The 24,343-nt window shown below is 68.9% G+C and carries 28 protein-coding genes; all 28 read right to left on the reverse strand.

Translation table 11 applies throughout. From position 1 onward, the window contains the following. Positions 1 to 10: 10 nt before the first annotated feature. Positions 11 to 1,267 carry a hypothetical protein gene (locus IPP98_16570; GenBank protein MBL0180698.1) on the reverse strand — a complete coding sequence of 419 codons (1,257 nt, stop codon included), beginning with the start codon at positions 1,265 to 1,267 and terminating at the stop codon, positions 11 to 13. Beyond that, the gene (locus IPP98_16575) at positions 1,264 to 2,037 is read right to left on the reverse strand and encodes a succinate dehydrogenase/fumarate reductase iron-sulfur subunit (protein ID MBL0180699.1); all 774 of its coding nucleotides are present in this window, start codon (positions 2,035 to 2,037) and stop codon (positions 1,264 to 1,266) included. The genes IPP98_16570 and IPP98_16575 overlap by 4 nt, the downstream gene beginning before the upstream one ends. Positions 2,038 to 2,042: 5 nt before the next feature. Next, positions 2,043 to 3,956: a fumarate reductase/succinate dehydrogenase flavoprotein subunit gene (locus IPP98_16580; GenBank protein MBL0180700.1), complete on the reverse strand. Its 1,914-nt coding sequence runs from the start codon at positions 3,954 to 3,956 to the stop codon at positions 2,043 to 2,045. A gap of 19 nt (positions 3,957 to 3,975) precedes the next feature. Further along, positions 3,976 to 4,632, reverse strand: coding sequence for a succinate dehydrogenase cytochrome b subunit (locus IPP98_16585; protein MBL0180701.1), 657 nt, complete (start codon positions 4,630 to 4,632; stop codon positions 3,976 to 3,978). A gap of 7 nt (positions 4,633 to 4,639) precedes the next feature. Continuing rightward, positions 4,640 to 5,563 (reverse strand): malate dehydrogenase, encoded by a 924-nt coding sequence (mdh, locus tag IPP98_16590; protein MBL0180702.1) that lies wholly within the window; start codon positions 5,561 to 5,563, stop codon positions 4,640 to 4,642. A gap of 113 nt (positions 5,564 to 5,676) precedes the next feature. Next, a complete protein-coding gene (locus IPP98_16595) occupies positions 5,677 to 6,192 on the reverse strand; it encodes a hypothetical protein (GenBank protein ID MBL0180703.1) in 516 nt (171 codons plus the stop codon). Positions 6,193 to 6,306: 114 nt separating this feature from the next. Then, complete coding sequence (locus IPP98_16600; protein MBL0180704.1) at positions 6,307 to 6,618, reverse strand: M28 family peptidase; 312 nt, start codon at positions 6,616 to 6,618, stop codon at positions 6,307 to 6,309. Between the two features lie 13 nt (positions 6,619 to 6,631). Continuing rightward, positions 6,632 to 8,017, reverse strand: a complete 1,386-nt coding sequence (locus tag IPP98_16605) for a M20/M25/M40 family metallo-hydrolase (GenBank protein ID MBL0180705.1) — start codon at positions 8,015 to 8,017, stop codon at positions 6,632 to 6,634. An 84-nt stretch (positions 8,018 to 8,101) separates the two neighbouring features. Beyond that, positions 8,102 to 9,133, reverse strand: coding sequence for a GTP 3',8-cyclase MoaA (gene moaA, locus IPP98_16610; GenBank protein MBL0180706.1), 1,032 nt, complete (start codon positions 9,131 to 9,133; stop codon positions 8,102 to 8,104). Beyond that, the gene (locus IPP98_16615; GenBank protein MBL0180707.1) at positions 9,130 to 9,570 is read right to left on the reverse strand and encodes a molybdenum cofactor biosynthesis protein MoaE; all 441 of its coding nucleotides are present in this window, start codon (positions 9,568 to 9,570) and stop codon (positions 9,130 to 9,132) included. Before IPP98_16615 ends, moaA begins: the two co-directional genes overlap by 4 nt. A gap of 3 nt (positions 9,571 to 9,573) precedes the next feature. Beyond that, positions 9,574 to 9,819, reverse strand: coding sequence for a MoaD/ThiS family protein (locus IPP98_16620; GenBank protein MBL0180708.1), 246 nt, complete (start codon positions 9,817 to 9,819; stop codon positions 9,574 to 9,576). Beyond that, entirely contained in the window at positions 9,816 to 10,151 is a 336-nt protein-coding gene (locus tag IPP98_16625; protein ID MBL0180709.1) for an integration host factor subunit beta, read from the reverse strand. The genes IPP98_16620 and IPP98_16625 overlap by 4 nt, the downstream gene beginning before the upstream one ends. An 81-nt stretch (positions 10,152 to 10,232) precedes the next feature. Further along, complete coding sequence (gene carA, locus IPP98_16630; GenBank protein ID MBL0180710.1) at positions 10,233 to 11,366, reverse strand: glutamine-hydrolyzing carbamoyl-phosphate synthase small subunit; 1,134 nt, start codon at positions 11,364 to 11,366, stop codon at positions 10,233 to 10,235. Continuing rightward, the gene (gene secG, locus IPP98_16635; protein ID MBL0180711.1) at positions 11,366 to 11,761 is read right to left on the reverse strand and encodes a preprotein translocase subunit SecG; all 396 of its coding nucleotides are present in this window, start codon (positions 11,759 to 11,761) and stop codon (positions 11,366 to 11,368) included. Before secG ends, carA begins: the two co-directional genes overlap by 1 nt. A gap of 64 nt (positions 11,762 to 11,825) precedes the next feature. Beyond that, complete coding sequence (locus IPP98_16640; protein ID MBL0180712.1) at positions 11,826 to 12,575, reverse strand: triose-phosphate isomerase; 750 nt, start codon at positions 12,573 to 12,575, stop codon at positions 11,826 to 11,828. Continuing rightward, positions 12,575 to 13,768 (reverse strand): phosphoglycerate kinase, encoded by a 1,194-nt coding sequence (locus IPP98_16645; GenBank protein MBL0180713.1) that lies wholly within the window; start codon positions 13,766 to 13,768, stop codon positions 12,575 to 12,577. Before IPP98_16645 ends, IPP98_16640 begins: the two co-directional genes overlap by 1 nt. Next, positions 13,765 to 14,775, reverse strand: coding sequence for a type I glyceraldehyde-3-phosphate dehydrogenase (gene gap / locus IPP98_16650; protein ID MBL0180714.1), 1,011 nt, complete (start codon positions 14,773 to 14,775; stop codon positions 13,765 to 13,767). The genes IPP98_16645 and gap overlap by 4 nt, the downstream gene beginning before the upstream one ends. Next, on the reverse strand, positions 14,772 to 15,536 hold the full coding sequence (locus IPP98_16655; protein MBL0180715.1) for a ComF family protein: 765 nt from the start codon (positions 15,534 to 15,536) through the stop codon (positions 14,772 to 14,774). The genes gap and IPP98_16655 overlap by 4 nt, the downstream gene beginning before the upstream one ends. Then, the gene (locus IPP98_16660; GenBank protein MBL0180716.1) at positions 15,520 to 16,332 is read right to left on the reverse strand and encodes a hypothetical protein; all 813 of its coding nucleotides are present in this window, start codon (positions 16,330 to 16,332) and stop codon (positions 15,520 to 15,522) included. Before IPP98_16660 ends, IPP98_16655 begins: the two co-directional genes overlap by 17 nt. Next, the gene (locus IPP98_16665; GenBank protein MBL0180717.1) at positions 16,329 to 16,799 is read right to left on the reverse strand and encodes a low molecular weight protein arginine phosphatase; all 471 of its coding nucleotides are present in this window, start codon (positions 16,797 to 16,799) and stop codon (positions 16,329 to 16,331) included. The genes IPP98_16660 and IPP98_16665 overlap by 4 nt, the downstream gene beginning before the upstream one ends. After that, positions 16,796 to 17,443 (reverse strand): L-threonylcarbamoyladenylate synthase, encoded by a 648-nt coding sequence (locus IPP98_16670; protein MBL0180718.1) that lies wholly within the window; start codon positions 17,441 to 17,443, stop codon positions 16,796 to 16,798. Before IPP98_16670 ends, IPP98_16665 begins: the two co-directional genes overlap by 4 nt. Then, complete coding sequence (ispD, locus tag IPP98_16675; protein ID MBL0180719.1) at positions 17,440 to 18,129, reverse strand: 2-C-methyl-D-erythritol 4-phosphate cytidylyltransferase; 690 nt, start codon at positions 18,127 to 18,129, stop codon at positions 17,440 to 17,442. The genes IPP98_16670 and ispD overlap by 4 nt, the downstream gene beginning before the upstream one ends. Continuing rightward, positions 18,119 to 19,474 carry a DNA repair protein RadA gene (gene radA, locus IPP98_16680; GenBank protein MBL0180720.1) on the reverse strand — a complete coding sequence of 452 codons (1,356 nt, stop codon included), beginning with the start codon at positions 19,472 to 19,474 and terminating at the stop codon, positions 18,119 to 18,121. The genes ispD and radA overlap by 11 nt, the downstream gene beginning before the upstream one ends. Next, the gene (dnaB, locus tag IPP98_16685; protein ID MBL0180721.1) at positions 19,474 to 20,868 is read right to left on the reverse strand and encodes a replicative DNA helicase; all 1,395 of its coding nucleotides are present in this window, start codon (positions 20,866 to 20,868) and stop codon (positions 19,474 to 19,476) included. Before dnaB ends, radA begins: the two co-directional genes overlap by 1 nt. Beyond that, positions 20,828 to 21,757, reverse strand: a complete 930-nt coding sequence (locus IPP98_16690; protein MBL0180722.1) for a uracil-DNA glycosylase — start codon at positions 21,755 to 21,757, stop codon at positions 20,828 to 20,830. Before IPP98_16690 ends, dnaB begins: the two co-directional genes overlap by 41 nt. Continuing rightward, entirely contained in the window at positions 21,750 to 22,943 is a 1,194-nt protein-coding gene (gene coaBC, locus IPP98_16695) for a bifunctional phosphopantothenoylcysteine decarboxylase/phosphopantothenate--cysteine ligase CoaBC (GenBank protein MBL0180723.1), read from the reverse strand. Before coaBC ends, IPP98_16690 begins: the two co-directional genes overlap by 8 nt. Position 22,944: 1 nt before the next feature. Further along, the gene (locus IPP98_16700; GenBank protein ID MBL0180724.1) at positions 22,945 to 23,172 is read right to left on the reverse strand and encodes a hypothetical protein; all 228 of its coding nucleotides are present in this window, start codon (positions 23,170 to 23,172) and stop codon (positions 22,945 to 22,947) included. 13 nt (positions 23,173 to 23,185) lie between these two features. Next, positions 23,186 to 24,322 (reverse strand): guanylate kinase, encoded by a 1,137-nt coding sequence (gene gmk, locus IPP98_16705; GenBank protein MBL0180725.1) that lies wholly within the window; start codon positions 24,320 to 24,322, stop codon positions 23,186 to 23,188. Between the last annotated feature and the right edge of the window lie 21 nt (positions 24,323 to 24,343).

Below are 24,343 nucleotides of genomic sequence, written 5' to 3' on the forward strand. Positions count from 1 at the left end.
GGGAGGTGAGTCAGGGAATGTGGTGCTGATGGTCCGGATCGGTGGCGAGGACGCCGTAGCGACCCATGCGGTGGTGACGCATTCCCCACCCGACGACCACACCGATTGAAAGCTGCCGCACGGAGGTCCCGCCATACAGGCGGACGGGGTCGAAGATGCCGGCGTCGAGCTTTTCCACGTCGCCGAACGTCGCCTCGATGAATGGCGTCGCCCGGAACGGGAGCGCGGGGTCGCGGAGTTCGCGCGCCACGCGGACCGTGTGCAGCGTCCAGCGTCCGATGCCGAGAATGCTGTTCTCAAGATGCGGTCGGAGCGACCGGAACGGATCGAGGAGGCGCTCCTCCTCCGGCCGATCCGTCGCCTCGAAGCGATACCCTGCTGACCAGGGACCACGGCGGATGCTCCCCTCGGCCAGCACTGACAGGAAGACGAAGGTCCCCTCCAGTTCGCTGGTACGAGCCCACTCGGCCATCAGGTAGCGCGTGCCCCAGCTCGGGGCATCCTGCCACCGCAGCGAAGCCGACGCCTTCTCGGCCCGACCGCCAGCTGCAGGCCGATGCTCCGGGGAAAGTATCGACGCCACCGATCCCTGGAGTTCGAGTCCCGTCAGGGGGCGCACCGTGACCCGCAGCGCTCGTGAATCGCCGAAGCGCCACTGCCCGTCAGGGAGTCGCAACAGCGGCCACTGTGACGGATGCTCAGGCTCATCGCCGTTGAAGAGCGCCCCCTCGACCGTCACCGGGCCATGATCGACCTGGCCGATGACGACGGCGCGCTCGAGTACCTGTGACAGGTGGTGGTTCACCGGGTAGCGGAGGAACGGCCGCACCATCGGATCGTCGGTGCCGAACGGGACGAAGCCCTTCCCCGCCACCAACCCGAGCCGGGTGCCGCGCCGTGCCGTCCCCAGCAGGTCTGGCGTCCCGAGGAGCAGTTCATGGACCGTGGTGTGCGGATGTCGCCGGTCGACGAAGCCCTCACCCCAACCGCCAGGGGTCAACTCGCCGCCCGGGATGGTGATGCTCTCGAAGTTCAGGGTGAGTGTCCCCTGCAGCCGTCCGCCGGCGGCGCTGAGCAGCGCCATCGCCACCGGCTGGACCAGGCGCACCTCGGTGAGCGAGCCGCCACTGGGAATGGGGTCGACCGACGTCGCCACGCCGACCCCTTGGGCCATCGGCGTAAGCCGGACGCTCGACTGGGCGGAGAGCGCGTTTGCGCCCCCGCCCAGTGCGGTCACCACGACCAGCGCCAGCCTGCGCCAGCTCACATCACGCCTGAGGCTGCGTGCGCTCCGGCCCGCTCACCAAGGGAGGCGCGCAGGTATTCGCGATTGAGGAAGGCGATGTTCTCGATCGAGATCTCCTTCGGGCAGGCGGCTTCGCACTCGCCGAAGTTGGTGCAGCCCCCGAAGCCCTCCTCGTCCATCGCGTTCACCATTGCCAGCACCCGACGCTCGCGCTCCGGCTGGCCCTGCGGCAGCAGTCCGAGGTGAGTCACCTTCGCCGAGGTGAAGAGCATCGCCGAGGCATTGGGGCAGGCCGCGACGCAGGCACCGCAGCCGATGCAGGCGGCAGCATCCATCGCGCGGTCGGAGTCCTCCTTCGCGATCGGGATCGCATTGCCGTCGGGCGGCGCGCCGGTCGGCACCGAGACGAAGCCGCCAGCCTGGATGATCCGATCGAACGGCGAGCGATCGACGACGAGGTCGCGCAGCACCGGGAAGGCCTTGGCGCGCCACGGCTCGATCGCGATCACGTCGCCGTCCTTGAAGCTCCGCATGTGGAGCTGGCAGGTGGTGACGCCACGCTTCGGACCATGCGGCGCCCCGTTGATCACCAGCGAGCACATGCCGCAGATCCCCTCGCGACAATCATGGTCGAACGCGATCGGCTCCTCGCCGCGGCCCTGCAACTCCTCGTTGACGACGTCGAGCATCTCGAGGAATGACATGTGCTCGTTGGCCGTTGCCGCGTAGGTCTTGAAGGCCCCGGTCGCCCCGGGGCCGGCCTGGCGCCATACCTTGAGGGTCAGCTTCATGTCGCTCACTTGTAGCTCCGCGTCGCGAGCTTGACGAATTCGAAGTTCAGCTCTTCCTGGTGGCGGAGCGGGGCCTTCCCCGCTCCCTGATATTCCCACACGGCGGCGTGCGCAAAGTGCTCGTCGTCGCGCAGCGCCTCGCCGTCCTCGGTCTGATACTCGGTCCGGAAGTGTCCGCCGCACGATTCTTCCCGTTCCAGCGCGTCGCGACACATCAGCTCGGCAAACTCCATGTAGTCCGCCACGCGCCCCGCCTGCTCGAGCGCCTGGTTCAGCGCCGCGCCGGAGCCGAGCACTTTCAGGTTGCTCCAGAACTCGGCCCGCAGCTCCGGAATGCGCTTGAGCGCCTCCTGCAGCCCGGCCTTGTCGCGCGCCATGCCACACTTCTCCCACATCAGGTGCCCGAGCTCGCGATGGAAGGAATCCACCGTCCGAGTGCCCTTGATGTCGAGGAAGCGCTGCGTCGCGGCGCGCACTTCCGCCTCCGCGGCCTTGAACGCCTCGTGCGAGGTGTCGATCGGGGCGAGCTTCGTGCCGGCGAGATAGTCGCCGATCGTGTAGGGCAGCACGAAGTAGCCGTCGGCGAGCCCCTGCATCAGCGCGGAGGCGCCGAGGCGATTCGCGCCGTGGTCGGAGAAGTTGGCCTCGCCAATCACGTGCAGTCCCGGCAGCGTGCTCATCAGGTTGTAGTCGACCCAGAGCCCGCCCATGGTGTAGTGCACCGCCGGGTAGATCCGCATCGGCACCTGATACGGGTTCTCGCCGGTGATCTGCTGGTACATGTCGAAGAGGTTGCCGTACCGCTCGCGAATCGTTGCCTCGCCGAGTCGCGCGATCGCGGCCGAGAAATCGAGATAGACGCCGCGCCCACCGGGCCCGACGCCCCGGCCGTCGTCGCAGGCTTCCTTGGCGGCGCGGGACGAGATGTCGCGCGGTGCCAGGTTGCCGTAGCTCGGGTACTTCCGCTCGAGGTAGTAGTCGCGCTCGGCCTCGGGGATCTGCCCCGGGGCCCGCGTGTCGCCCTGCTTGAGCGGCACCCAGACGCGACCGTCGTTCCGGAGCGACTCCGACATCAGCGTGAGCTTCGACTGGTAGTCGCCGCTCACCGGAATGCAGGTCGGATGAATCTGCGTGAAGCACGGGTTCGCAAAGCCGGCACCGCGCTTGTAGGCGCGGTACGCCGCCGTCACGTTGGCGCCCTTGGCGTTGGTCGAGAGGTAGAAGACGTTGCCATACCCGCCGGTGCCGAGCACCACGGCGTGCGCGGCGTGCGAGGAGACCTCGCCGCTGACCAGATCGCGCACCACGATGCCGCGCGCCTTCCCGTCGACGACCACGACATCGAGCATCTCGTGGCGGCTGTACATCTTGACCGCGCCGAGGCCGATCTGCCGCTCGAGCGCCTGATAGGCGCCGATGAGGAGCTGCTGGCCGGTCTGGCCACGGGCGTAGAACGTCCGAGAGACCTGCGCGCCGCCGAAGGAACGGTTCGCGAGCATGCCGCCGTAATCGCGCGCGAAGGGAACACCCTGCGCCACGCACTGGTCGATGATGTTGACCGACACCTCGGCCAGGCGATAGACGTTGGCCTCGCGGGCGCGGAAGTCGCCGCCCTTGATGGTGTCTTTGAAGAGCCGCTCGACCGAGTCGCCGTCGTTCTGGTAGTTCTTGGCGGCGTTGATGCCGCCCTGGGCCGCGATCGAGTGGGCCCGGCGCGGCGAGTCCTGGAAGCAGAAGCAGGAGACCTGGTAGCCGAGCTCGGCCAACGAGGCCGCCGCCGAGGCCCCGGCGAGGCCGGAGCCGACGACGATGACGTGGAACTTCCGCTTGTTGGCCGGCGACACGAGCCGCACGTCGGCGCGATGGCGATCCCACTTCGCGTCGAGCGGTCCGGCCGGGATCTTGGCGTCGAAATTCATGACTGTGCTACCCCGGTTGTCAGCGCAGGAGCCCGAAGAGGGCGGCAAGCGGAATGGAGAGGAAGCCGCCGGCCACCAGCAGCGTGAGCCCGACCGCGATCGTGGTGCGGGTCCGATTCCAGGCCGGGTGATTGAGCCCGAGGGTCTGGAAGACCGACCAGATACCATGCCAGAAGTGGGCGCCGATGGCGACCATCGTCACGGCATAGAACGCCGCCGTCCATTGCACCTGCATGCCGCGGATCAGATTCCGCCCGACCTGGCCGGGATAGAAATCCGGATGCAGTGTCCCGGTGGTGAAATGGAGGATGTGAAAGACGATGAAGACCAGGATCAGGACCCCGCCCCAGCGCATCGTCCGGGCGGCATAGGTCGACACCTGCCGTTCCGACTGGCTGTAGGCCTGCGGCCGGGCCCGTCGCGCCATCTGGGTCAGCTGGTAGGCGGCGAGGATGTGGATGCCGACCATAGCGAGGAGTCCGGCACGCGCCACCCAGAGCAGTGCCCCGAAGGAGCGCAGCCACTCGGCGTAGTGGTCCAGCTTCGCCGGGTCGACGAAGATCAGGACATTCGACGCCATGTGGGACACCAGAAATCCCACCAGCACCAGCCCGCTCACCGCCATGGCGACCTTCTTGCCGATCGCCGTCTGCCAGAGTGCCTCGAGTCGATTCATCCGGCGCTCAGACGATCGCCTGGATCGACCGCACCGATTCGGCCGAGGCATGCAGCGCCGTCCGCTCGTCGTCGGTCAGCGTGATCGCGATGATCCGCTCAAGCCCGCCGCGACCGAGGACGCACGGCACGCCGCAGTAGACGTCGGTGAGGCCGAATTCGCCCTGCAGCCACGCCGAGCATGGCAGGACCCGCTTCTTGTCGAGGACGATCGCCTCGACCATCTGGACTGCCGCCGCACTCGGCGCATAGTAGGCCGAGCCGGTCTTCAGGTGCGCCACGATTTCTGCTCCACCGTTCCGCGCGCGCAGGACGATGGGGTCGAGGACCTCGGGCGTGAGCAACTGGGTGACCGGGATCCCGGAGACGGTCGTGTACGACACGAGCGGCACCATGGTGTCGCCGTGGCCGCCGAGGACCATCGCCTGGATGTCCTCGACCGACACGCCCATCGCCTCGGAGAGGAACATCCGGTAACGCGCCGTGTCGAGGACGCCGGCCATGCCGATCACCCGCTCGCGCGGGAAGCCGGTCGCCTGGCGCATCACGTAGCACATCGCGTCGAGGGGATTGGAGACGACGATCACGATCGCGTTGGGTGCGACCTGCTTGATCTGTTCGCCGACGGAGCGGACGATGCCGGCATTGGTCTTGACGAGGTCGTCGCGGCTCATGCCCGGCTTGCGGGCGATGCCGGCGGTGACGACGAAGAGTTCGGAGCCGGCGGCGAGGGTGTAGTCGTTGGCGCCGACGACCCGCGCATCAAAGCCCTCGACCGGGCCCGATTGCCACTGGTCGAGGGCCTTGCCCTGCGGGATCCCCTCCGCCACGTCCACCATCACCACCGTCCGCGCGAGATGCTTCTCGGCGATTCGCTGCGCTGCAGTGGCGCCGACGTTGCCGGCACCGACCACCGTGATCTTCTCGAACATGGGCCTTCCCGACCAGAGTGTCCTGACCGCGGCGCGGACGTCGTATCCGCTCGGCTGGTCAGCCTCGGAAACGTAATCGGCCGGGACACTCCCCCCCAACCGGGGGTGGTCGGCTAGCGCCGCCTGGCGCGACTGCGCGGCCGCTCGGTCGGCGGTGCGGCCACACTGGCGGCCGTCCCGTCGCCGATCCGCTTCGAGGCAAAGGCGAGGAGCGCCTTCGTGGCACCGGCCAGGTCGCCGGGCACCTTCCCCGCCAGTCGCGGCAACCGGTAGATCCGTTCCGGGTACTTCTCGCGGATCTTCTCCGGCAACGCGAGGCCGGCGTCGCCGAGCACCAGCACGCTGTTGGCCCGGAAGGGCGCTTCGGCCGCGTCGCGCTCGGCATCGGCCGAGAAGTAGAGGCAGCGTTCCCGGCTCATGGCATCGCGGAAGGCCCGCCACCCGGGATGAAGCCACCAGTCGAGCGCCTCCCAGTCCTTCGGGCCGGCGGCGCGGAACTCCGCGGCGTCGGCGGCGAATGTCAGTGGCCCGATCAGGTGGAGGGAGGCGTCGGCGGCACCGCACTCGCGCGCCACCGCGCCGGTGACTTCCGCGGGGACGGCTTCGAGCAGGGCAATGTGGAGCGGCATGCTGGGCCCGGGCTGCGGGAAATGAAGGGTGGAACTGCTGAAGAGAACGCGAAACCCGGCCGTCCCGCAACCATCGCGCGACGACCGGGTGTCGAGTGGCCCAGCCTCAGGCACCTACTGCTGGCAGCGCGCCTTGGGGTTGAACGGCCCTTCCTTGTCGAGCTTCACGCGATGATCGAGGTTCGCCGCGCGGAGGACCAGGTCGAAGCTGAGCTTCGCCACATCGGTCATGTGGCCGTAGTTGATGTACTGCGGTTCATCGGTCACCTGGTGGTAATCCGAGTGGCCGCCGGTCGTGAAGAAGACGACCGGGATGCCGTACTTGGCGTAGCTCCAGTGGTCGCTGCGGCAGTAGATGTTCTGCGGGTGGCCGTCCGCATCGATCTCGTAGTCGAAGGTGAAGCCATGCTTCCCTTCCTTGTTCACCGTCTCGACGAGGTCACCGTACTCCTTCGAGAGCCGGCGCGAGCCGACCAGCTGCAGGTAGCCCGGCGCCGCCGTAGATCAGGCCGCCGGCCTTCGTGCTGCCCGTGACGTCCGAGGCGAAGCCGCGACCGACCATGTCCATGTTGACCGCCGCGACGATCGAATCGCGCGGAACGGTCGGATGGTCGACGAAGTACCCCGACCCGATCATCCCCGACTCTTCGCCGGTCTGCCAGATGAAGATCACCGAGCGCTTCGGCTTGATGGTCCCCTTGGCGAACGCCTCGGCCACCTCGAGCACCGTGACGCTGCCCGAGCCGTCATCGTCGGCGCCGTTGTAGATCGAGTCGGCGCGCGACTCTGTCCGGATCCGGCGTGCAGCGGCGATCTTGCCGTTCACCATCGCCCACTTCACCGGATCCTTCAGCGCATCCGGCGAGGGACGGCTGTCCGCGCCCTGAATCAGGAAGACCTCGGCGAAGGCCTTGAGCGAGTCGTGGTCGGCCGGACGGTTGTTGTACCCGACGTGGTCATTGTGCGCTCCGATGAGCACGTACTGCGACTTGAGCTTCGGATCGGTGCCCGGCAGAATCGCCACGACGTTGCGGGTCGGGACCGGCGCAGCCGTGAAGTTGATGTTCGCCGCCAGGACACCACCCTCGGCGCCCTTGGTCACCTGCTCGATCGGCTTGCCGAACAGCAGTTCGGCGACGCGCGGCGTGATGGTCAGCTGGAGCGGAGACGTCTCGGCCACCGGAGCACCAACCAACGTGTTCGGCGTCGCGGTCACCGTCGCGTTGACGCGAGCCGGCGGCAACATCGCCGGGCCCACCAGCACCAACGCGGCGGCACCGGAGTAGAGCGCCGGCGAGATCGGCCCGCGACCCGCGGCACCGCTCGCGAGTGGGGTGGTGACCACGACGACCTTCCCCTTGATCTGCTCGGGCATGACCGAGTCCCCGCGCATGCCGCCATAGATCGCGGTACCCGACCGATTGCCGATCTGGGTCCCGGTGAAGTCCTTGCCGATCACCAACGCCGTCCCGCCGGCCGAGGCAGTGCTGGCCGGATCGATCGAGCGGCCGTACGTCGTCAGGTTCTGGAAGAAGGTGCCGTTGTCGCCGCCCGGGCGAAGGCCGAGCCGGCGGACCTCACGCTCGATGTAGGAGGTCGCGCGGATGTTGTCCTCGGTGCCGAAACGGCGGCCCATCATCGAGTCGTCGGCGTAGATGTAGAGCCGTGTCATCAGGTCGCCGGCGGTGATCGCCGCGGTCGTCATCGGACCCTTGTACTTGAGCGGGAGCGCCTGCTGGGCTGAGGCAGGGGTGGCGGCGAGGGCGACGAGCGCCGTCAACAGCAACGCCTGGCTGGAACGGGAGGGAATCGACAAGAGCATCACCACGAGTGAAGGGGAACCAGAGACGCGCCACCACCCGGCGGCGCCAACAACGAGAGCACTACGCATCACCACGCCAGAAGTTGCTCAGCCGCCTCGGACGTGCATTTCCTTGCGCGGATCGGCCCGGAGACCTTCCAGCGGCACCAGAATGCCTCGGTCCTTGACCGCCGTTCGTTCCTCGGCCCCGCGGTCCCGACGTGCTGCCCAGGCCGCCCGGACGATGTCGCGAATCGCGACGTCGTCGCGCCCGTCCCGCAGCGGGGCGCGCAAATCGATTCCGCTTGCCGCGTAGAGGCACCGATAGAGCGTCCCGTCGGCTGTCAGCCGTGCCCGATCACAATCCCGACAGAAGGGTGCCGTCGTCGAGGAGATGACCCCCACCACCGTGCCGTCGGCGAAGCGGAATCGCTCCGCGGGCGCCCGGGGATCGTCGTGTCGCGGCTCGGCGATCACGGCCCCGAAGGCCTCGGCCAATCGCGTCAGGATTTCCTCGCGGGCGACCACCTGCGCCGAGTCCCAGTCGGTCGCGCCGCCGACATCCATGTACTCGATGAAGCGCGGCTCCAGGCCAGCGCGCGTCGCGAAGCGCGCCAAGTCGACGAGCTCGTCCTCGTTGAAGCCACGCACCACCACCGTGTTGAGCTTGATGCCCGAGAATCCTGCGCGGAGTGCGGCGGAGATCCCTTCGAGGGCATCGCCGTGATGCGTGCTCTTGGCGAATGCCGCCATCCGATCGGCGCGCAAGGTGTCAAGGGAGATGGTCACGCGATGCAGCCCCGCGGCCTTCAGCGCCTCCGCCTGCTGGGCCAGCAGCAGGCCGTTGGTCGTGAGGGCCACCTCCCTGATGCCAGGCACCCCCACCAGCGTCGCGACGAGTTGGGGCAGGTCGCGCCGGAGCAGCGGCTCGCCACCGGTGAGTCGCAGCTTGGATACGCCGAGTGACGCGAAGGCCGTTGCGAGCCTGGTGATCTCCTCGAAGGTCAGGAGCGACGCCCGCGGCAACCAGGTGTACTCCTCCTCGGGCATGCAGTAGCGGCACCGCAGGTTGCAGCGATCGGTCACCGAGATCCGCAGCGATCCGAGCGGGCGGCCGAATTGGTCCAGCACGCCACTCATGGGGTCTCTCCGGTCGGCATCGTTCCCGCGGGGGCGGTCGGGTCGACCCATGCCTCGCTGCCGTCGAGATAGCGCTCCCGCTTCCAGATGGGCACCTGCGCCTTGACGGCCTCGATGACCCACCGGCAGGCCTCGAAGGCCGCCTCGCGGTGCGCAGAGGCAGCCACGACGATCACGGCGGCCTCGCCGACGGTCAGTCCCCCCAGGCGGTGCGCCAAGGCCAGGCGGACCTTCCAGCGCCCCTCGGCCTCGGCGACGATCCTCGCGCACTGCCCCTCGGCCATCGCCCCGTAGGCGCTGTACTCCAGCCCCAGGACCCCCCGACCGGCGTGATGGTCGCGGACCAGGCCGACGAAGGTCGCCAGCGCGCCGCGGTCGGGAGAAGCGACCGAGGCCACCAGGGCCGCGAGATCGAGGGGATCATGTTGCAGGTGCACGGGTTAGCCTCCCGCGAGCGGCGGGAGCAGGGCCAGTTCGGCGTCGGCGGGGAGGCGATCGCCGGGGGCGGCCTGCGCCTGGGCGACGGCGACGAACGGCTGGGGAGGAAGCGACGCGCCCCCCGGCAAAGCGCGGAGGGCAGCAATCAGATCGGCAACGGTGGCACCATCGGGAAGCTCCACCGACACCGACTCAGCGCCGAACAGTTCGGCGTACCGCGCGAACAACAACACCGACCGATGCGTCACTCGTCGTCGTCCATCTCCGACCCGTCGTCGATGTATTCCTCGTGTGCCACGAGTGCCCGCAACTCCTTGCTGGGCTTGAACACCGGCACGGGACGCGCGGCCACTTCCACCGGATCACCGGTGCGCGGATTGCGCGCCATGCGCGTCTTGCGACGTCGGATCTTGAAGGTCCCGAAGCCGCGGACTTCGATGTTGTGTTGGTCGCGCATCGCCAACTTCACGGCATCCAGGAAGGCGTCCACCACGCGGGCGCAATCCTTCTTGGAGATCATCGGCCCGGACGTCCGGGCGATGGCGGCAGTGACTTGTTCGACGAGATCGGCTTTGGTCATCTGAGCCCCTCGGGGAGACACCGTGAGGGCCGTCCACAGGCCCCCTTCGGGCCGATATGTACGACCCTTAAGCGTTGTCTGTCAAGAGGTTGCGCCCTTTTCGGCTCGCCGGACCCGGATCGCCTCAAGGAACTCCCCGAAGTGGGGGAAGGCATCATGGGGCCCCGGAGCCGCTTCCGGGTGGTACTGGACCGCGAAGACGGGGAGCCGAGTGTGCTTCAGCCCCTCCACGGTTCCGTCGTTCAGGTTCAGGTGGGTCACCGTCAGTTCCGGGGCCCCGGGAATGCCGGATTCCGTGCCCTGAACCGCGAATCCGTGGTTCTGCGTGGTGATCAACACCTTTCCCGTCGCCAATTCCTTGACCGGGTGATTCCCGCCCCGGTGGCCATACGGCAGCTTGGCCGTGGCGCCGCCAAAGGCGAGCCCGACCAGTTGGTGCCCAAGGCAGATCCCGAAGGTCGGGACGCCCGCCTCGGCCACCGTTCGAATCGTCTCGCGAGCATAGCCGACGGCGGCCGGATCGCCGGGACCGTTCGAAAGGAAGAGTCCATCTGGGGCCTTGGCCAGGATCTCGGCGGCGGTCGTCTCGGCCGGCACGACCTCGACGCGGAGCCCGGTCGACTCGAGCATCCGGACGATGTTGCGCTTCATCCCGAAGTCGATCGCCACCACCGACGGTCCACTGCCCTGCACATACGACTCGCTGACCGTCGCTCGCGAGGCGAGGTCGAGTCCGCTCATCGACGGCGAGGCCGCGAGTTCGGCCCGCAGTGCATCGGTCGGCTCGCTGCCTTCGGCGATGACGCCACGCATCGCGCCGCGTTCGCGGATGTGGCGCGTGAGCCGACGCGTGTCGACGCCGGTGATGATCGGGACGCCGGCGGCGGCAAGCCACTCCGGGAGCGACGTGACCGCCTGCCAATTCGAGTAGTGCTCGGCGAGTTCACGCACGACCACCCCGCTCACCTGCGGGTGCGCGGATTCGTCGTCGGTTGCCGTGATGCCGTAGTTGCCGATCATCGGCGCCGTCATCACGACGATCTGGCCGAGATAGCTGGGATCGGTGAAGGTTTCCTGATAGCCGGTGAGGTTGGTGGTGAAGACGACTTCACCGAACCCCTTGGCGATCGGGCCAACCAGTTGGCCGGCGAACCAGCTGCCGTCCTCCAACAAAACGAAGGCGGGACGAAGAGTCCCGCCTGCGTTGTTCGCCATCACGGCTGCTTGGTCCCGGCGGGCGCCGGCGCTGGCGTCGTCCCGGGAGCGGGAGCGGGCGCCGCCGTGACCGGCGGTGGAGCGGTGGTGCCCTCGAGCGGCGAGGTCGGCACGGGCGCCTGCTGGGCCCCCTGCTGCAGCCTCTGCTGCACCTCGCTGGCCGCAGTGGCCCGGCCCGGCGCGACGGCCGAGAGGAGCAGCGCGAGGCCCATGAAGGCGCCGCCGGTGATCCAGGTGGCCTTGGTCAGGATCGTGGTGGCCTGACGGCCGCCGATCGCCTGCACGCCACCGCCGCCGAGCGAGGCGAGCCCGCCGCCTTGGCCGGCCTGCATCAGAACGACCGCCGCGAGGATCAGGGCGTCGAGAATCATCAACGTCAGCAGAAAACCGAACATCCGAAAGTCCTGTGGTTTGAGCCTAGCCCCCCAAGATAGCGGCCCGACGGACCGGGCTCAACCTCTAAGGGGCCACGGTGGAGCAAATCCCCGCCCAGCCATCGGGGTCGAGGGAGGCACCACCCACCAACACGCCATCGAGCTCGGGCTGGGCCAGGAGGGCGGCTGCGTTGCCCGCGTTGACTGACCCCCCGTAAAGCACGCGGGTGGCTCGGGGGAGGCCCAACCCCTCCAGCACCCCGCGAATCGCGGCGTGGACCGTGTTGGCGTCTTCCGGGGTTGCGTTCTTGCCGGTGCCGATCGCCCAGACCGGCTCGTAGGCGATCACCAGGTCGGCGGTCGGTGCCACCCCGGCGAGCGCGGCCTGGAGCTGCCTGGCGCAGACGGCCTCGGTCTCCCCGGCCTCGCGCTGCGCGAGCGTCTCGCCGACGCAGAGCATTGCCTGCAGGCCACCGCCGAGCACGGCGGCGACCTTCTTGGCCGTGTCGGCGTCGGTCTCCCCGAAGACGTGCCGCCGTTCGCTGTGGCCGATCAATACTGCCGCAGCGCCGGCCGCTCGTACCAACGGGACGCTGACCGCCCCGGTGAAGGCGCCCTTCGGCTCCCAGTGCACGTCCTGCGCACCGGCCACAATGTGATCGTGCCCGCGGATGGCGCCCGCCACCGCTTCGAGTGACACGGCCGGCGGGAAGAACGCCAGCGTGCGGCCGGCGCGTGGGGCGTCGAGCGAGAGGAACCGCTCGAGGTAGAGCCGGGCCTCGCCAGGCGCGACCTGCATCTTCCAGTTGGCGGCGAACAGCACCGGGCGCGCCATCAGGCGTCGTCCAGCGCTTCGACACCCGGCAGCGGCTTCCCTTCCAGGAACTCCAGCGATGCACCGCCACCGGTCGAGACGTGCGTGACCTGTGACTCGAGCCCTGCGGCGACAATCGCCGCGGCCGAGTCGCCACCGCCGACGATGGTGATCGCGCCCGATGCCGTGGCCGACGCCAGCGCGCGTGCCACGCCCATCGTGCCGGCGTCGAACGGCGGCATCTCGAACACACCCATCGGGCCGTTCCAGATGACGGTGCGCGCACCGGCGATGATCGCCGAGAACTGCATCACACTGGAGGCGTCGATGTCGTACATCGCCCAGCCCGCCGGAATGCCGTCGCGCGGCACGCCGCGCGTCACCGCATGCGGCTCGAGCCGCTCGGCGATCCGCGCCCCGGTCGGCAGGACCAGCTTGCTGCCGGCCTTGGCAATCAGCTCCTTCGCCATGTCGACGCGATCGAGCTCGACCAGCGAGTTGCCGACCTCGAGTCCCATCGCCTTGAAGAAGGTGCACGCCATCGCACCGCCGACCAGGATGTGATCAACCTTCGGAAGCAGCGCCTCGATGAGGTCGATCTTTCCCGAGATCTTGGCGCCACCGAGAATGGCGACGAACGGTCGAACCGGTTTGTTGACGGCCTCACCAAGAAACGTGAGTTCCTTCTCCATGAGGAAGCCCGACACCGCCGGCTTGAGCAGATGCGCGATCGCCGCGGTGCTGCTGTGGGCACGATGCGCCGAGCCGAACGCGTCGTTGACATACATGGTGCCGAGCGCGGCGAAGCGTTGTGCCAACGCCTCGTCGTTCTTCTCCTCGCCCGGGTAGAAGCGGGTGTTCTCGGCCAACGCGACACCGCCGCGCGGCATGTGCCGCACCGTCGCGGCGGCGTCATCGCTGGTCGGATCGGGCAGGAACGTCACCGGAAAGCCCAGCGCCACTTCGAGGGCGCGGGCGACCGGGCGGAGCGAATACTTCGGATCGGGGCCACCCTTGGGGCGGCCCAGGTGCGAGAGCAGGACCACTCGCGCGCCCTTGTCGCGGAGGTAGCGGATCGTGGGCAACGACGCCCGGATCCGGGTATCGTCGCCGACCACGCCATCGGTGATCGGGACATTGAGATCCACCCGAACCACGACACGTTGCCCGTCGAGGTGCACCCCCTCGAGCGAGGCGAGGGTCCGCTTGCTCACAGCTGCGCGCCGATGTGACGGATCATGTCGACACACCGCGCCGAATAGCCCATCTCGTTGTCGTACCACGACGAGATGTGAATCATCGTCCCCTCGAGCACGGCGGTCGAGAGCGCATCGACGGTGCTCGAGGCCCGGTCGCCGACGTAGTCCACCGAGACCAGCGGCTCGTCGCTGACGAAGAGGACGCCCTTGAGCGCGCCACCCGCGGCGGCACGGAAGGCCGCGTTGACCTCCTCCACCGTGGTGGTCTTCTCGACCGTGCAGACCAGCTCGACGAGCGAGACGTCGGCGGTCGGGACGCGCAGCGCGACGCCGTCGATCTTCCCCTTCACCTCGGGGATCACGAGCGACGTCGCCTTCGCGGCGCCGGTGCTGGTCGGGATGATCGACATCGCGGCCGCGCGGGCGCGACGCAAGTCCTTGTGCGGCAGGTCGAGGATGTTCTGGTCGTTGGTGTAGCTGTGCACCGTGGTCATGTAGCCACGGACCCAGCCGAAGTTGTCGCGGATGACCTTCACCACCGGCACGAGGCAGTTCGTGGTGCACGACGCGTTCGAGATGACGTGGTGCTTGGTCGGATCGTAGTCGAGGTGGTTCACGCCGTAGACGAAGGTCTTGTCCTCGCCCTTCGCCGGCGCCGAGATGATCACCTTCTTCGCGCCGCCCTGGATGTGCAGCGCCGCCTTGTCGCGATCGGTGAAGTGGCCGGTCGACTCGAGCACGATGTCGACGCCGAGTTCACCCCACGGAAGCTTCGCCGGGTCGCGTTCGGAGAAGACACGCACCAGGTCGCCGCCGACATTGAGCCCGCCCTCGACCGCGGTCACGTCGCCGGGAAAGCGACCGTGGACGGAGTCGTACTTGAGGAGGTGCGCCAGCGTCTTCGTGTCCGTCAGATCGTTCACGGCGACGAAGTCGATGTCGGAGACGCCGGCCGCCTTCGCCGCGCGAACCACGTTGCGGCCGATGCGGCCGAAACCGTTGATGCCAACACGGATGCTCATACGGGCTCCTCACTCCAGCGAGAGTGGGTCAAGGGTCTCAATCGGGCAGCGGCACCCACCAAGGGTGGTTCGGCGCGCGCAAAGGTGATCGCTTCCACCTGGGGGGCTCCGGCCTCGAGCAACGCCCCAGCAGCGGAAACTAATGTCGCCCCGGTGGTGAAGACATCATCCACGAGAATGACGCCCCGGGCGCTCGGAATGGCACCGAACGCCTCGGCGAGGTTGGCGAGCCGGGCCTCCGGGGTCAGCCGGGTTTGCGTCGGCGTCTCTCGGCAGCGGACCAGTCGCTCAGGGCAGACCGGCCGCCCAGACCGCCGCCCCAGCGCCAAGGCCAGGACTTCAGCCTGGTTGTAGCCGCGCTTCCGCCGCCTTCCAGCCGCCAGCGGAATCGGCACCAGGTCCGCGTCGGGGCGCCCGACCAGCAGCGGCGCCATCCGGACCGCAAAGGCGTCGGCCAGCCGCCACCAGCCGAGGTACTTGAAGCGGTGCACGAGGGGGCGGAGCCGGTCGTCGAGGAAGACAGCCGACTGCACCGGACCGATCCCCGCCGGCCATTGGGGGCAGAGTCGACAGGCCAGGCCAAGTGGGGACGGTTCGCCGCAGATGGCGCAGCGCGGGTCGGGGAGGGCGCGCCACTGCACTCGGCAGCCGGCGCAGACAAGCGGCTCGTCCGGCTCGACCACCCGCTGCTGGCAGACGAGGCATTCCGACGGGAGGAGCCAGCGCTCCGCCCGTCGGGCCATCTCAGCCCAGGCGACCATCGAGGGCAGCCTGCAGGATGGCCATCGGAGCGGTGAGGCCGGGGAACCAGAGCCGCCAGGAGGCGGCACCCTGCACCAGCAGGATGTGGCGACCGTCATCCGGGCGGAGTCCCCGCGCGCGACACGCCTCGACCCACCGGGTCGGGCCGCGCTCGAGGTACGTCAGGTCGAGCGCCACGCGCAGCGCCGGACCCTGTGACGGATCGATCGGCATGCCATCGCCACCGGCCAAGCCGAGTGGCGTCGCGTTGATGACGACCTCGCACTCCTCGGCCGCGGCCGCCGCCACGCCCACGGAGGCACACCACGTCAGAAACGCCTCGGCGCGACCCGGGGCGCGCGAGCGCACCGCGATGCGGGCACCGCGCTCGCGTGCGGCCCCCACGACCGCGCGGGCGCTGCCGCCCGTCCCGAGCAGATGCCACGCCGTAGCCGGCGCTTCGAGCCGATCGAGCGCCGAGAGAATGCCATCGACATCGCTGTTGCCGAGCATGGTGCCACCGTCGGCCCCGCGGCCGAACACATTCGCGACACCCAGCGCGTGCACCCGATCGTCGCGCACACCCGGCAGATCGGCCGCCGCGTTCTTGTGCGGAATGGTGATGTTCCCGCCGCCACCGTTGGCGACCATGGCGTCGACCAGCGTCGGGAGCTGCGCCGCGCCGCACGGCATCGCGACGTACACCGCATCCAGCCCGGCCGCGAGAAAGCCGGCGTTCTGCATCCGTGGAGAGAGCGAGTGCGAGACAGGGTCCCCGAGCAAGGCGAAGAGGCGCGTGCTGGCGGTGACCCTCACGACCGGAGCTCGCGCGCCAGCCGTGCGCTCACGGAGCCCATCAACTCGTCGAGGACGTCGGCCGTGTAGCGGTAGTCCTCGACCTCTCCGCCCACGGGATCGGCGACGTCGGGTGGAAAGTCATCGCGGCGTCCGGCGTAGTCGACCACCGTGTGCGTCTTCCCCGCTCCACCCATCGCGAGCACCGAGGTCGCGTGGCTCCGTCCCATCGTGAGGATGAGGTCAGCCTGCCGCACCAGGTCGATCGTCAGCGCGGTCGCACGATGGGCCGAGAGATCGAGGCCACGCTCCAGCGCCACCAGATAGGACCCTTCCGACGCCGGCGTCCCGCTCCACGCGTTGGTCCCTGCCGAGGTGACCGTGACATCAGCAGTGGTGGGATTCGCTGCCAGGTGCGCGCGCAGCAACACCTCGCCCAGCGGCGAACGACAGGTGTTGCCGGTGCAGACGACGAGGATGCGCTTCATGGCGCCAGCCGCCCCACGCGTCTGCGCAGTTCCGCCAGCGGAATCGCGCCGGCACGGACCAGCGCGGGCACCGAGGTGGTGCAGTCCACCAATGTCGAGGGCGGCACGTTGCCGAGGACGCCGCCATCGAGCACCATCAATTCCTTGCGGGCCATCGCCTCGGGAAAGAGCGACGCGATCGCCCCGGGGCCCGGCGCCGTCGGTCCCCCGGGGAGGTTGGCCGACGTCGAGGTCAGCGGGCGGCCACACGCCGCAATCAGTCGCGCAATGTCCGTGTGCGACGTCCAGCGCACCGCGATCCCGCCGCCACCGCCGCGCAGTCGATCCGGGAGCCGCCCCTCGCCGCCGCTGAGTACCAGTGTCAATGGCCCGGGCCAGAACTCCTGGGCCATCGCCTTGGCGCTCGGCGTGAGGACGAGGCCGCATTGATTGAGCATCTCGATGCCACTCACCAACAGGAGGAAGGGCTTGCGCGCGGGGCGGCCCTTGAGGGCGGCGAGTCGGTCGAGTGCCGCATCGGTCGGCGCGCAGCCCAGGCCATACACGGTCTCGGTCGGGTAGGCGAGCAAGCCATCGGCGGCGAGGTGCGTTCGGACCTTGGGGATGGCACTGGCGACATCCGCCGGCGTCAGGAACGGAATCATCCGCCCTCCGCGGCATACCATTCGGCCAACGCCAGGTCGTCGCGCGTCGTGATCTTGAGATTGCGGGCCGTCCCCGGGAGAATCTCGACCACGGCACCCAGCAATTCAGCGAGCATCGCGTCATCGGTGGCCACCATGTCGCCCGCCATCTCGGCGGCGTGCGCGCGCTCCAGCATCGCGCGCGGAAAGGCCTGCGGGGTCTGGGCACGCCACAACCCTTCGCGCGGCACGGTCCCCAACACGCGCCCGAAGTCATCGGCGCGCTTGAGCGTGTCCGAGACCGGCAGCGCCGGTAGCGCCACATGCCCAACGCGTGCGGCCTGAATGCCGCCGTCGATGGCAGCGCGCGGGGGAAAGGGCCGCGCGCCATCATGCACCAGCACGACGCTGCATTCGGCAGGCACCGCGGCCAGCCCGTTCCGCACCGACGCGGCGCGGTCCGCACCGCCCGCGACGAGTTTGAGCGCATCACCGACCAAGCCGCCAAGCCAGGGCGGCGGCGTCTCGGCGTCTGCCGGCGGTAGCACGACCACCACCGTGGCGACCTCGGGATGACTGACGAACGGTCGGAGTGCGTGCAACAGGACGGGGTGGCCGGCGAGCGTGAGGTACTGCTTCGGCACCTCGCCGCCCATCCGCGCCCCGCGACCGGCGGCGACGACGATCACCCCGACGTCACGACCCAATGGTGCGCACCAATTGATCGACATGGTCGAGGCCGCGGTGCTTGATGCCGGGGACAGCGGCAGTGGCACGCGATGAGCCGAAGGCCTGCGTGAAGCCGAGCCGGGCGGCCTCCGCGAGCCGGCGATCAAGCCCGCCGATCGGACGGATCTCGCCCCCGAGGCCAAGCTCTCCCAGGTAGAGCGCGTTGGCTGGCGTCGGGCGGTCGCGCATCGAGGAAAGCAGCGCGGCCGCGACGGCGAGGTCGGCGCCTGGCTCGGTGAGCCGCACGCCGGCGGTCACCTGCACGAAGACGTCGAGCGTCGCGAACGACGCATTGCCGCGCCGCTCGAGGATCGCGAGGATCACCGCGAGCCGCTTCGGGTCGAGGCCGGTGGCCACGCGCTGTGGCGTGCCGTAGCCCGAGGGTGCCGCAAGTGCCTGCACCTCGACCAGCACCGGCCGGGTGCCTTCCATCAACGCGGTCACGGCGCTCCCCGCGGTCCCCTCGGCCCGCGCGGCCAGGAAGACCGCCGACGGATTCTGCACCGCAACCAGTCCCTGCGACGTCATCGAAAAGACGCCGAGCTCATCGACTGAGCCGAACCGATTCTTCGTGGCGCGAAGGAGGCGATAGTCGAGCGTCGACTCGCCCTCGAAGTAGAGCACGGTGTCGACGATGTGCTCCAGCGTCTTGGGGCCGGCAATCGCGCCGCCCTTCGTCACGTGGCCGACCACGATCACCGCGACGCCACTCTCCTTGGCGAAGCGCATCAGGAGCCCGGCGCACTCGCGCACCTGGCCGACGTTGCCAGGAGCGCTTTCGAGCGCGTCGGTGTAGACGGTCTGGATGGAGTCGAGAATCAGCACCGCCGCGTCGATCGCGCGCGCGGCCTGCAGCACCCCTTCGAGACGGGTCTCGCCGAGGACCTGCACGTCGCCGCTCGCCTCGCCGAGGCGGTCGGCACGGAGGCGGAGCTGTTCGGCCGATTCCTCGCCGCTGGCGTACAGGACGGTGCGGCCGCTCGCCTCGAGACGTGCCGCCGCCTGCATCAGCAGCGTCGACTTGCCGATGCCGGGTTCGCCGCCGATCAGCGTCATCGAGCCCGGCACGATGCCGCCCCCGAGCACGAAGTCGAGTTCCGGCAGTCCGGTGCCCCAGCGTTCAAGCCGGGCCTCGGTGACATCACGGAGGCGGACCACCGGCGCATATGTGGCGACGGCGCCGCCGCCGCGCGGCGCGGGCGCCTTGCTGATGGCCTCTTCGCCGACGCTGTTCCACGCCCCGCACGCCTCGCAGCGACCGACCCACTTGGGGTGGTCGTGGCCGCATTCGACGCACCGCCAGACCGCGCGGGCCTTCGCCATCACTGCTCCCGTTCGGTGCGGCTGTCGAATCGCGTGAACTGCTTGTGGAAGAAGAGATCGATCGAGCCGGTCGGACCGTTCCGGTGCTTCGCCATGATCACCTCGGCCTTCCCGTCGAGCGAATCGCCCGCCTGCTCCGCCTTCTCGCGCAGGTCGCGGTACATCTCGGGCCGGTGGATGAAGAGGACGATGTCGGCGTCCTGCTCGATCGCGCCGGAGTCGCGCAGGTCCGAGAGCAACGGCATCCGGTCGCCGCCGCGTTGCTCCGAGGCGCGCGACAGCTGTGACAGCGCGATCACCGGCACTTCGAGTTCGCGCGCCAGCTGCTTGAGCGAGCGCGAGATGTCGGAGATTTCCTGGACGCGATTGTCGGCGTACTCGGGGCTGCGCATGAGCTGGAGGTAGTCGACGATGACCAGCTTGAGGTCGTTGTCGGCCTTGAGCCGTCGCGCCTTGGAGCGCATCTCCAGGAGCGTCAGCGCCGGGGTGTCATCGATCCAGATCGGGCAGTTCTGCAGGATGCCGGCGGCGCGGGCCAGGCGCGTGAAGTCGGTGTCGCGCAGCATGCCGCGGCGAACGGCCTGCGAGTCGACCCGTGCCTCGGCGCAGAGCATACGCTGCACCAGCGAGTCCTTCGACATTTCGAGCGAGAAGACGGCGACGCCGTGCCCCTCGATCGCCGCATGGGTCGCGAGGTTCAGACAGAACGCGGTCTTCCCCATCGAGGGACGCGCCGCCACGATGATGAGTTCGGAGTTCTGGAAGCCGGTGGTCATCTCGTCAAGATCGGCGAAGCCACTGGGGACCCCGGTAATCGAACTACCGCTTCGCTGGAGCTGTTCAATGCGCTCCATCGATGGCCAGAGCATCTCCTTGATCCGGGTGAAGCCGTCGTCACGACGCTGCTGCCCGATCACGAAGATCTTCCCTTCCGCCTTGTCCAGCAGCTCCGCGGCGGTGGTCTTCCCCTCGTACGCTTCCGAGACGATCTGCGTCGCGGCCTCGATCAGGCGGCGCTGGATCGCCTTTTCGCGGAGGATCCGGGCGTGGAACTCGAGGTTGGCCGCCGTGGGCACGGCGTTGACCAGCTCATCGAGATAGGCGACGCCCCCAGCCTGTTCCAGGTCACCCCGGCGCTGCAGCTCGTCGCGCACGGTGACATAGTCGATCACCATCCGCTGCTCAACCAGCGAGCGCAGCGCCCGGAAGAGGCGGCGGTGACCTTCCTTGTGGAACTGGAGGTCGTCGAGCAGCTCAGCACCGCGCAGCGACGCCTCGCTGTCGATCAGCATGGCGCCGAGCACGGCCTGTTCGGCCTCCTGACTCCAGGGGACGGTGCGTCCCTGGAACGGATCAGGCGTCGAGTTCGAGGAGCTGTCGGGCGATTCGGACATCATCCCAGGCGGGTCGCTTCCAGTTGGGGTTACGCAGCAGCGCAGCCGGGTGATAGGTGACGATGAGCGGTATGCCGTCCCAGGCGTGGACCCGGAGACGGAGATCACCCAGCGGCTTCTTGACCCCAAGCAACGCCTCGGCGGCCGTGCTGCCGAGCGCGAGGAGGACCTTGGGACGCACCAGCGCAATCTGGCGGTGCAGATAGGCGCTGCATGCCTCGCGCTCGTCGGGGAGCGGCGCCCGGTTCCGCGGGGGGCGGCACTTCACGACATTGGCAATGTAGACCTGTTCCCGAGGAACCTCGATGTTGGCAAGAATTTTGTCGAGGAGCTCGCCTGCCTTTCCCACAAAGGGTCGCCCCGACAGGTCCTCGTTCTCCCCCGGTCCCTCGCCGACACACATCAGGCGCGCCGCCGGATTTCCCTCTCCGGGCACGGTGTTGGTCCGTCCCTGACAGAGTGGGCAGGCACGGCACTCGGCGATGACACCGGCCACCTGCTCGAGCGACGTCCAGATGGCACCCTTCGCCACGCTGGCCGGTGGAGGTACCACCGCCATTCCCGGACCCGGGATCTCGGGCGCCGCCTTCCGCCAGACCGCCTCGGGGTCGCCAAAGGGTTTGACCACGCCCCCAAAGATCGGTGCCGACTTCGGCTCGACGATGGCATTCGTACGGGGCGAGGGTGGTGGGGAGGCTTTCGGTTTGGCCTTCAGCGGAGTCTCGGGGGCGGCCTGGGTGATGGTCGGAGCGACGGGGGCGGTGCGAGGAGTGGCCTTCGGTGCCTTGGCGCTCATCGCCGCCACCAGATCGGTCGCGCTGTCCACGATCACCTCGTCGCCGCCGAGGTCGCGCTGCAGCTCGAGCCAGCGCCGAACCGGGTCAGCCACGGTACTGCTCGATCGCATCGAGGATCGCCTCGGCCACGTCCGCCTTGCTGCGCAACGAGATCCGCTGGTCGCCACCCTGGCAGTCGAGGATGGTGACCGCATTGGTGTCGACGTCGAACCCCGCGCCTGCTTCGAGTGCGTCGTTGATCACGATCAGGTCGAGCTGCTTGCGGGTCAGCTTGGCACGTCCGCGTTCAAGCGCCGCACCAGTCTCCAGCGCAAAGCCGACCACTGTCAGCCCGGCGTGCCGCAATGGCATCGTCGCCACCAGGATGTCCTCGGTCGACTCGAATGCCAACGTGAAGCCACCCTCGGAGCGCGGCAACTTGGTGTCCCGAGTATGCACGGGGCGGTAGTCTGCCGGTGCCGCCGCCATCACCAGGACGTCGCTGCTTGCCATCTGGCTCGCGACGGCGTCCTTCAGCTCGTGCGTGGTCTCGACTCGACGGATGGTGACGCCCACCGGAATCGGTTCGGCCGACGGCCCGGTGATCAGCGTCACGTCGGCGCCGCGCCGCCACGCGGCCTCGGCAATCCGATAGCCCATCTTCCCGCTCGAGCGATTGGTGATCACACGGACCGGATCGATCCCTTCGCGCGTCGGGCCGGCAGTCACCACCACCTTGAGGCCGAGTAGCGGACCGGGGCCGGCCAGCACGCGCTCGGCATGCGCCACGATCTCCCCCGGCTCGGCCATCCGCCCCGGCCTGTCGGAGGGTCCTTCCGCGAGCGCGCCCACCACCGGCCCGACCTGATGCCAGCCGCGCTCGCGCAGCAGCGCGAGGTTTGCGGTGGTGGCCTCGTCGGCGAACATCTCGTCGTTCATCGCCGGGGCGACGAGCACCGGCGCCTTCGCGGCGAGGAGGGTGGCGGTCAGGAGATCGTCGGCCATGCCGAGCGCAGCGCGCGCCAGCAGGTGCGCCGTGGCCGGGGCAACGAGAATCAGGTCGGCCGATTCGCCGAGGGTGACATGGTCGAGCGCCCCGTCGCGCTCCCAGAGGGAGGTGCGCACGGGGCGTCGAGTCACGGCTTCGAATGTCGGGACGCCGATGAATTCGGTGGCGCCCCGGGTGAGAATCACATCCACCAGCGCGCCCCGCGTGGTCAGGTCACGCGCCAGCAGGACGGACTTGTAGGCCGCGATTCCCCCGGTGACCCCGAGGACGACTCGACGGCCCCGCCACATCTCAGGCCTCGGTGCGGCGCCGACGGAGCTCGCGGAACGTGAGGTCGCCGGTGGTGAGCTTCTGCAGCGAGAGCGTGGTCAACTTCTTGGCGCCCTCCGTGTGCTCCCAGCTCGCCACGACATCACGCGGGAACTCGTTCAGGTAGCGCGCGAACTTCGCGGCGACCAGAATGCCCCGGTACTTCGAGCCGGTGTAGCGAGCGACTTCCTGCGGCGTAAACACTTCCATGGTGCTCCTCCAGTCAACGATGAGCGGTCGAGCGCGCGAGCTCTGCCGCGACCTCGGCACGGAGCCGATCAAGCAGGACGGCGACGTCCCGCTGCCGGCTGGTGCGCCGAGCTTCTGCATCGAGGATCGCGTGCACAATGCGCACGGCCTCGTCCAACGCGTCGTTTACCACGACGTAGTCGTACTCCACGGCGGCGGCCAACTCATCCAGCGCCTTCTGCAGGCGCCCCGCCACCACCTGCTCCGCCTCCGTCCCGCGACCCCGCAACCGTTCGGCGAGCACCGCACCGCTCGGCGGCACGACGAACACCAGCACTGCATCGGGAAAGCGTTCCCGGACCAACCGGGCACCCACCACCTCGATGTCGAGGAGGACATGGCGACCCGTGTGGGTCACCCGCCGGACCTCGTCGAACAGCGTCCCGTAGCGATGGCCGTTGTACTCGGCATGCTCGAGGAAATCGCCGGCCTGCACGCGCCGCTCGAACTCCTCACGCGACAGGAAGTAGTAGGCCTCGCCATCCACTTCACCGGGCCGCGGTGTGCGCGTCGTGGCCGACACCGAGTAACCGCTGTCTGTCCGCTCACCGAGCAGTCGCTTGGCGATCGACGACTTCCCGCCACCCGAGGGCGACGAAAGCACCACCACCAACGGCGTCACTCGAGGTTCTCCAACTGCTCGCGAATCTTCTCGAGCTCGCCCTTCATCCCCACGACCTCGTGGGCGATGACGGCGTCGTTGGCCTTCGAGCCGATCGTGTTGACCTCGCGCCCGAGTTCCTGGGCGATGAAGCCGAGCCGCTTTCCGACTGCCAGTCCCTCGGCCAGCGCCGCGTCGGTCGCATCGAGGTGGGCGCGGAGGCGCACCAGTTCCTCGGTGATGTCGAGCCGGTCGGCGAGCACCGCGATCTCCTGCGCCACTCGCTGCGCGTCCATCGCGATCCCGTCGAGCAACTGCGTCACGCTCGCGCGGAGTCGGTCCCGTTCGCGTGCCACACGGGCTGGCGCCTGTTCGGCCACTCGGTCCGCCGCCGCGCGGATCGCCGCGACCCGCTGCGCGATCTCCGCCGTCAGGACCGCCCCCTCGCGGGCCCTCGAGGCGCGGCACTCGGCCGAGGCCGCGGCCACGACTGGAGCCAGTTCGCTCCATGGGAGGGCCTCGCCCTCACCT

The organism is Gemmatimonadota bacterium (assembly GCA_016720805.1).
In the GTDB taxonomy this organism is placed as follows: Bacteria; Gemmatimonadota; Gemmatimonadetes; order Gemmatimonadales; family GWC2-71-9; genus Palsa-1233.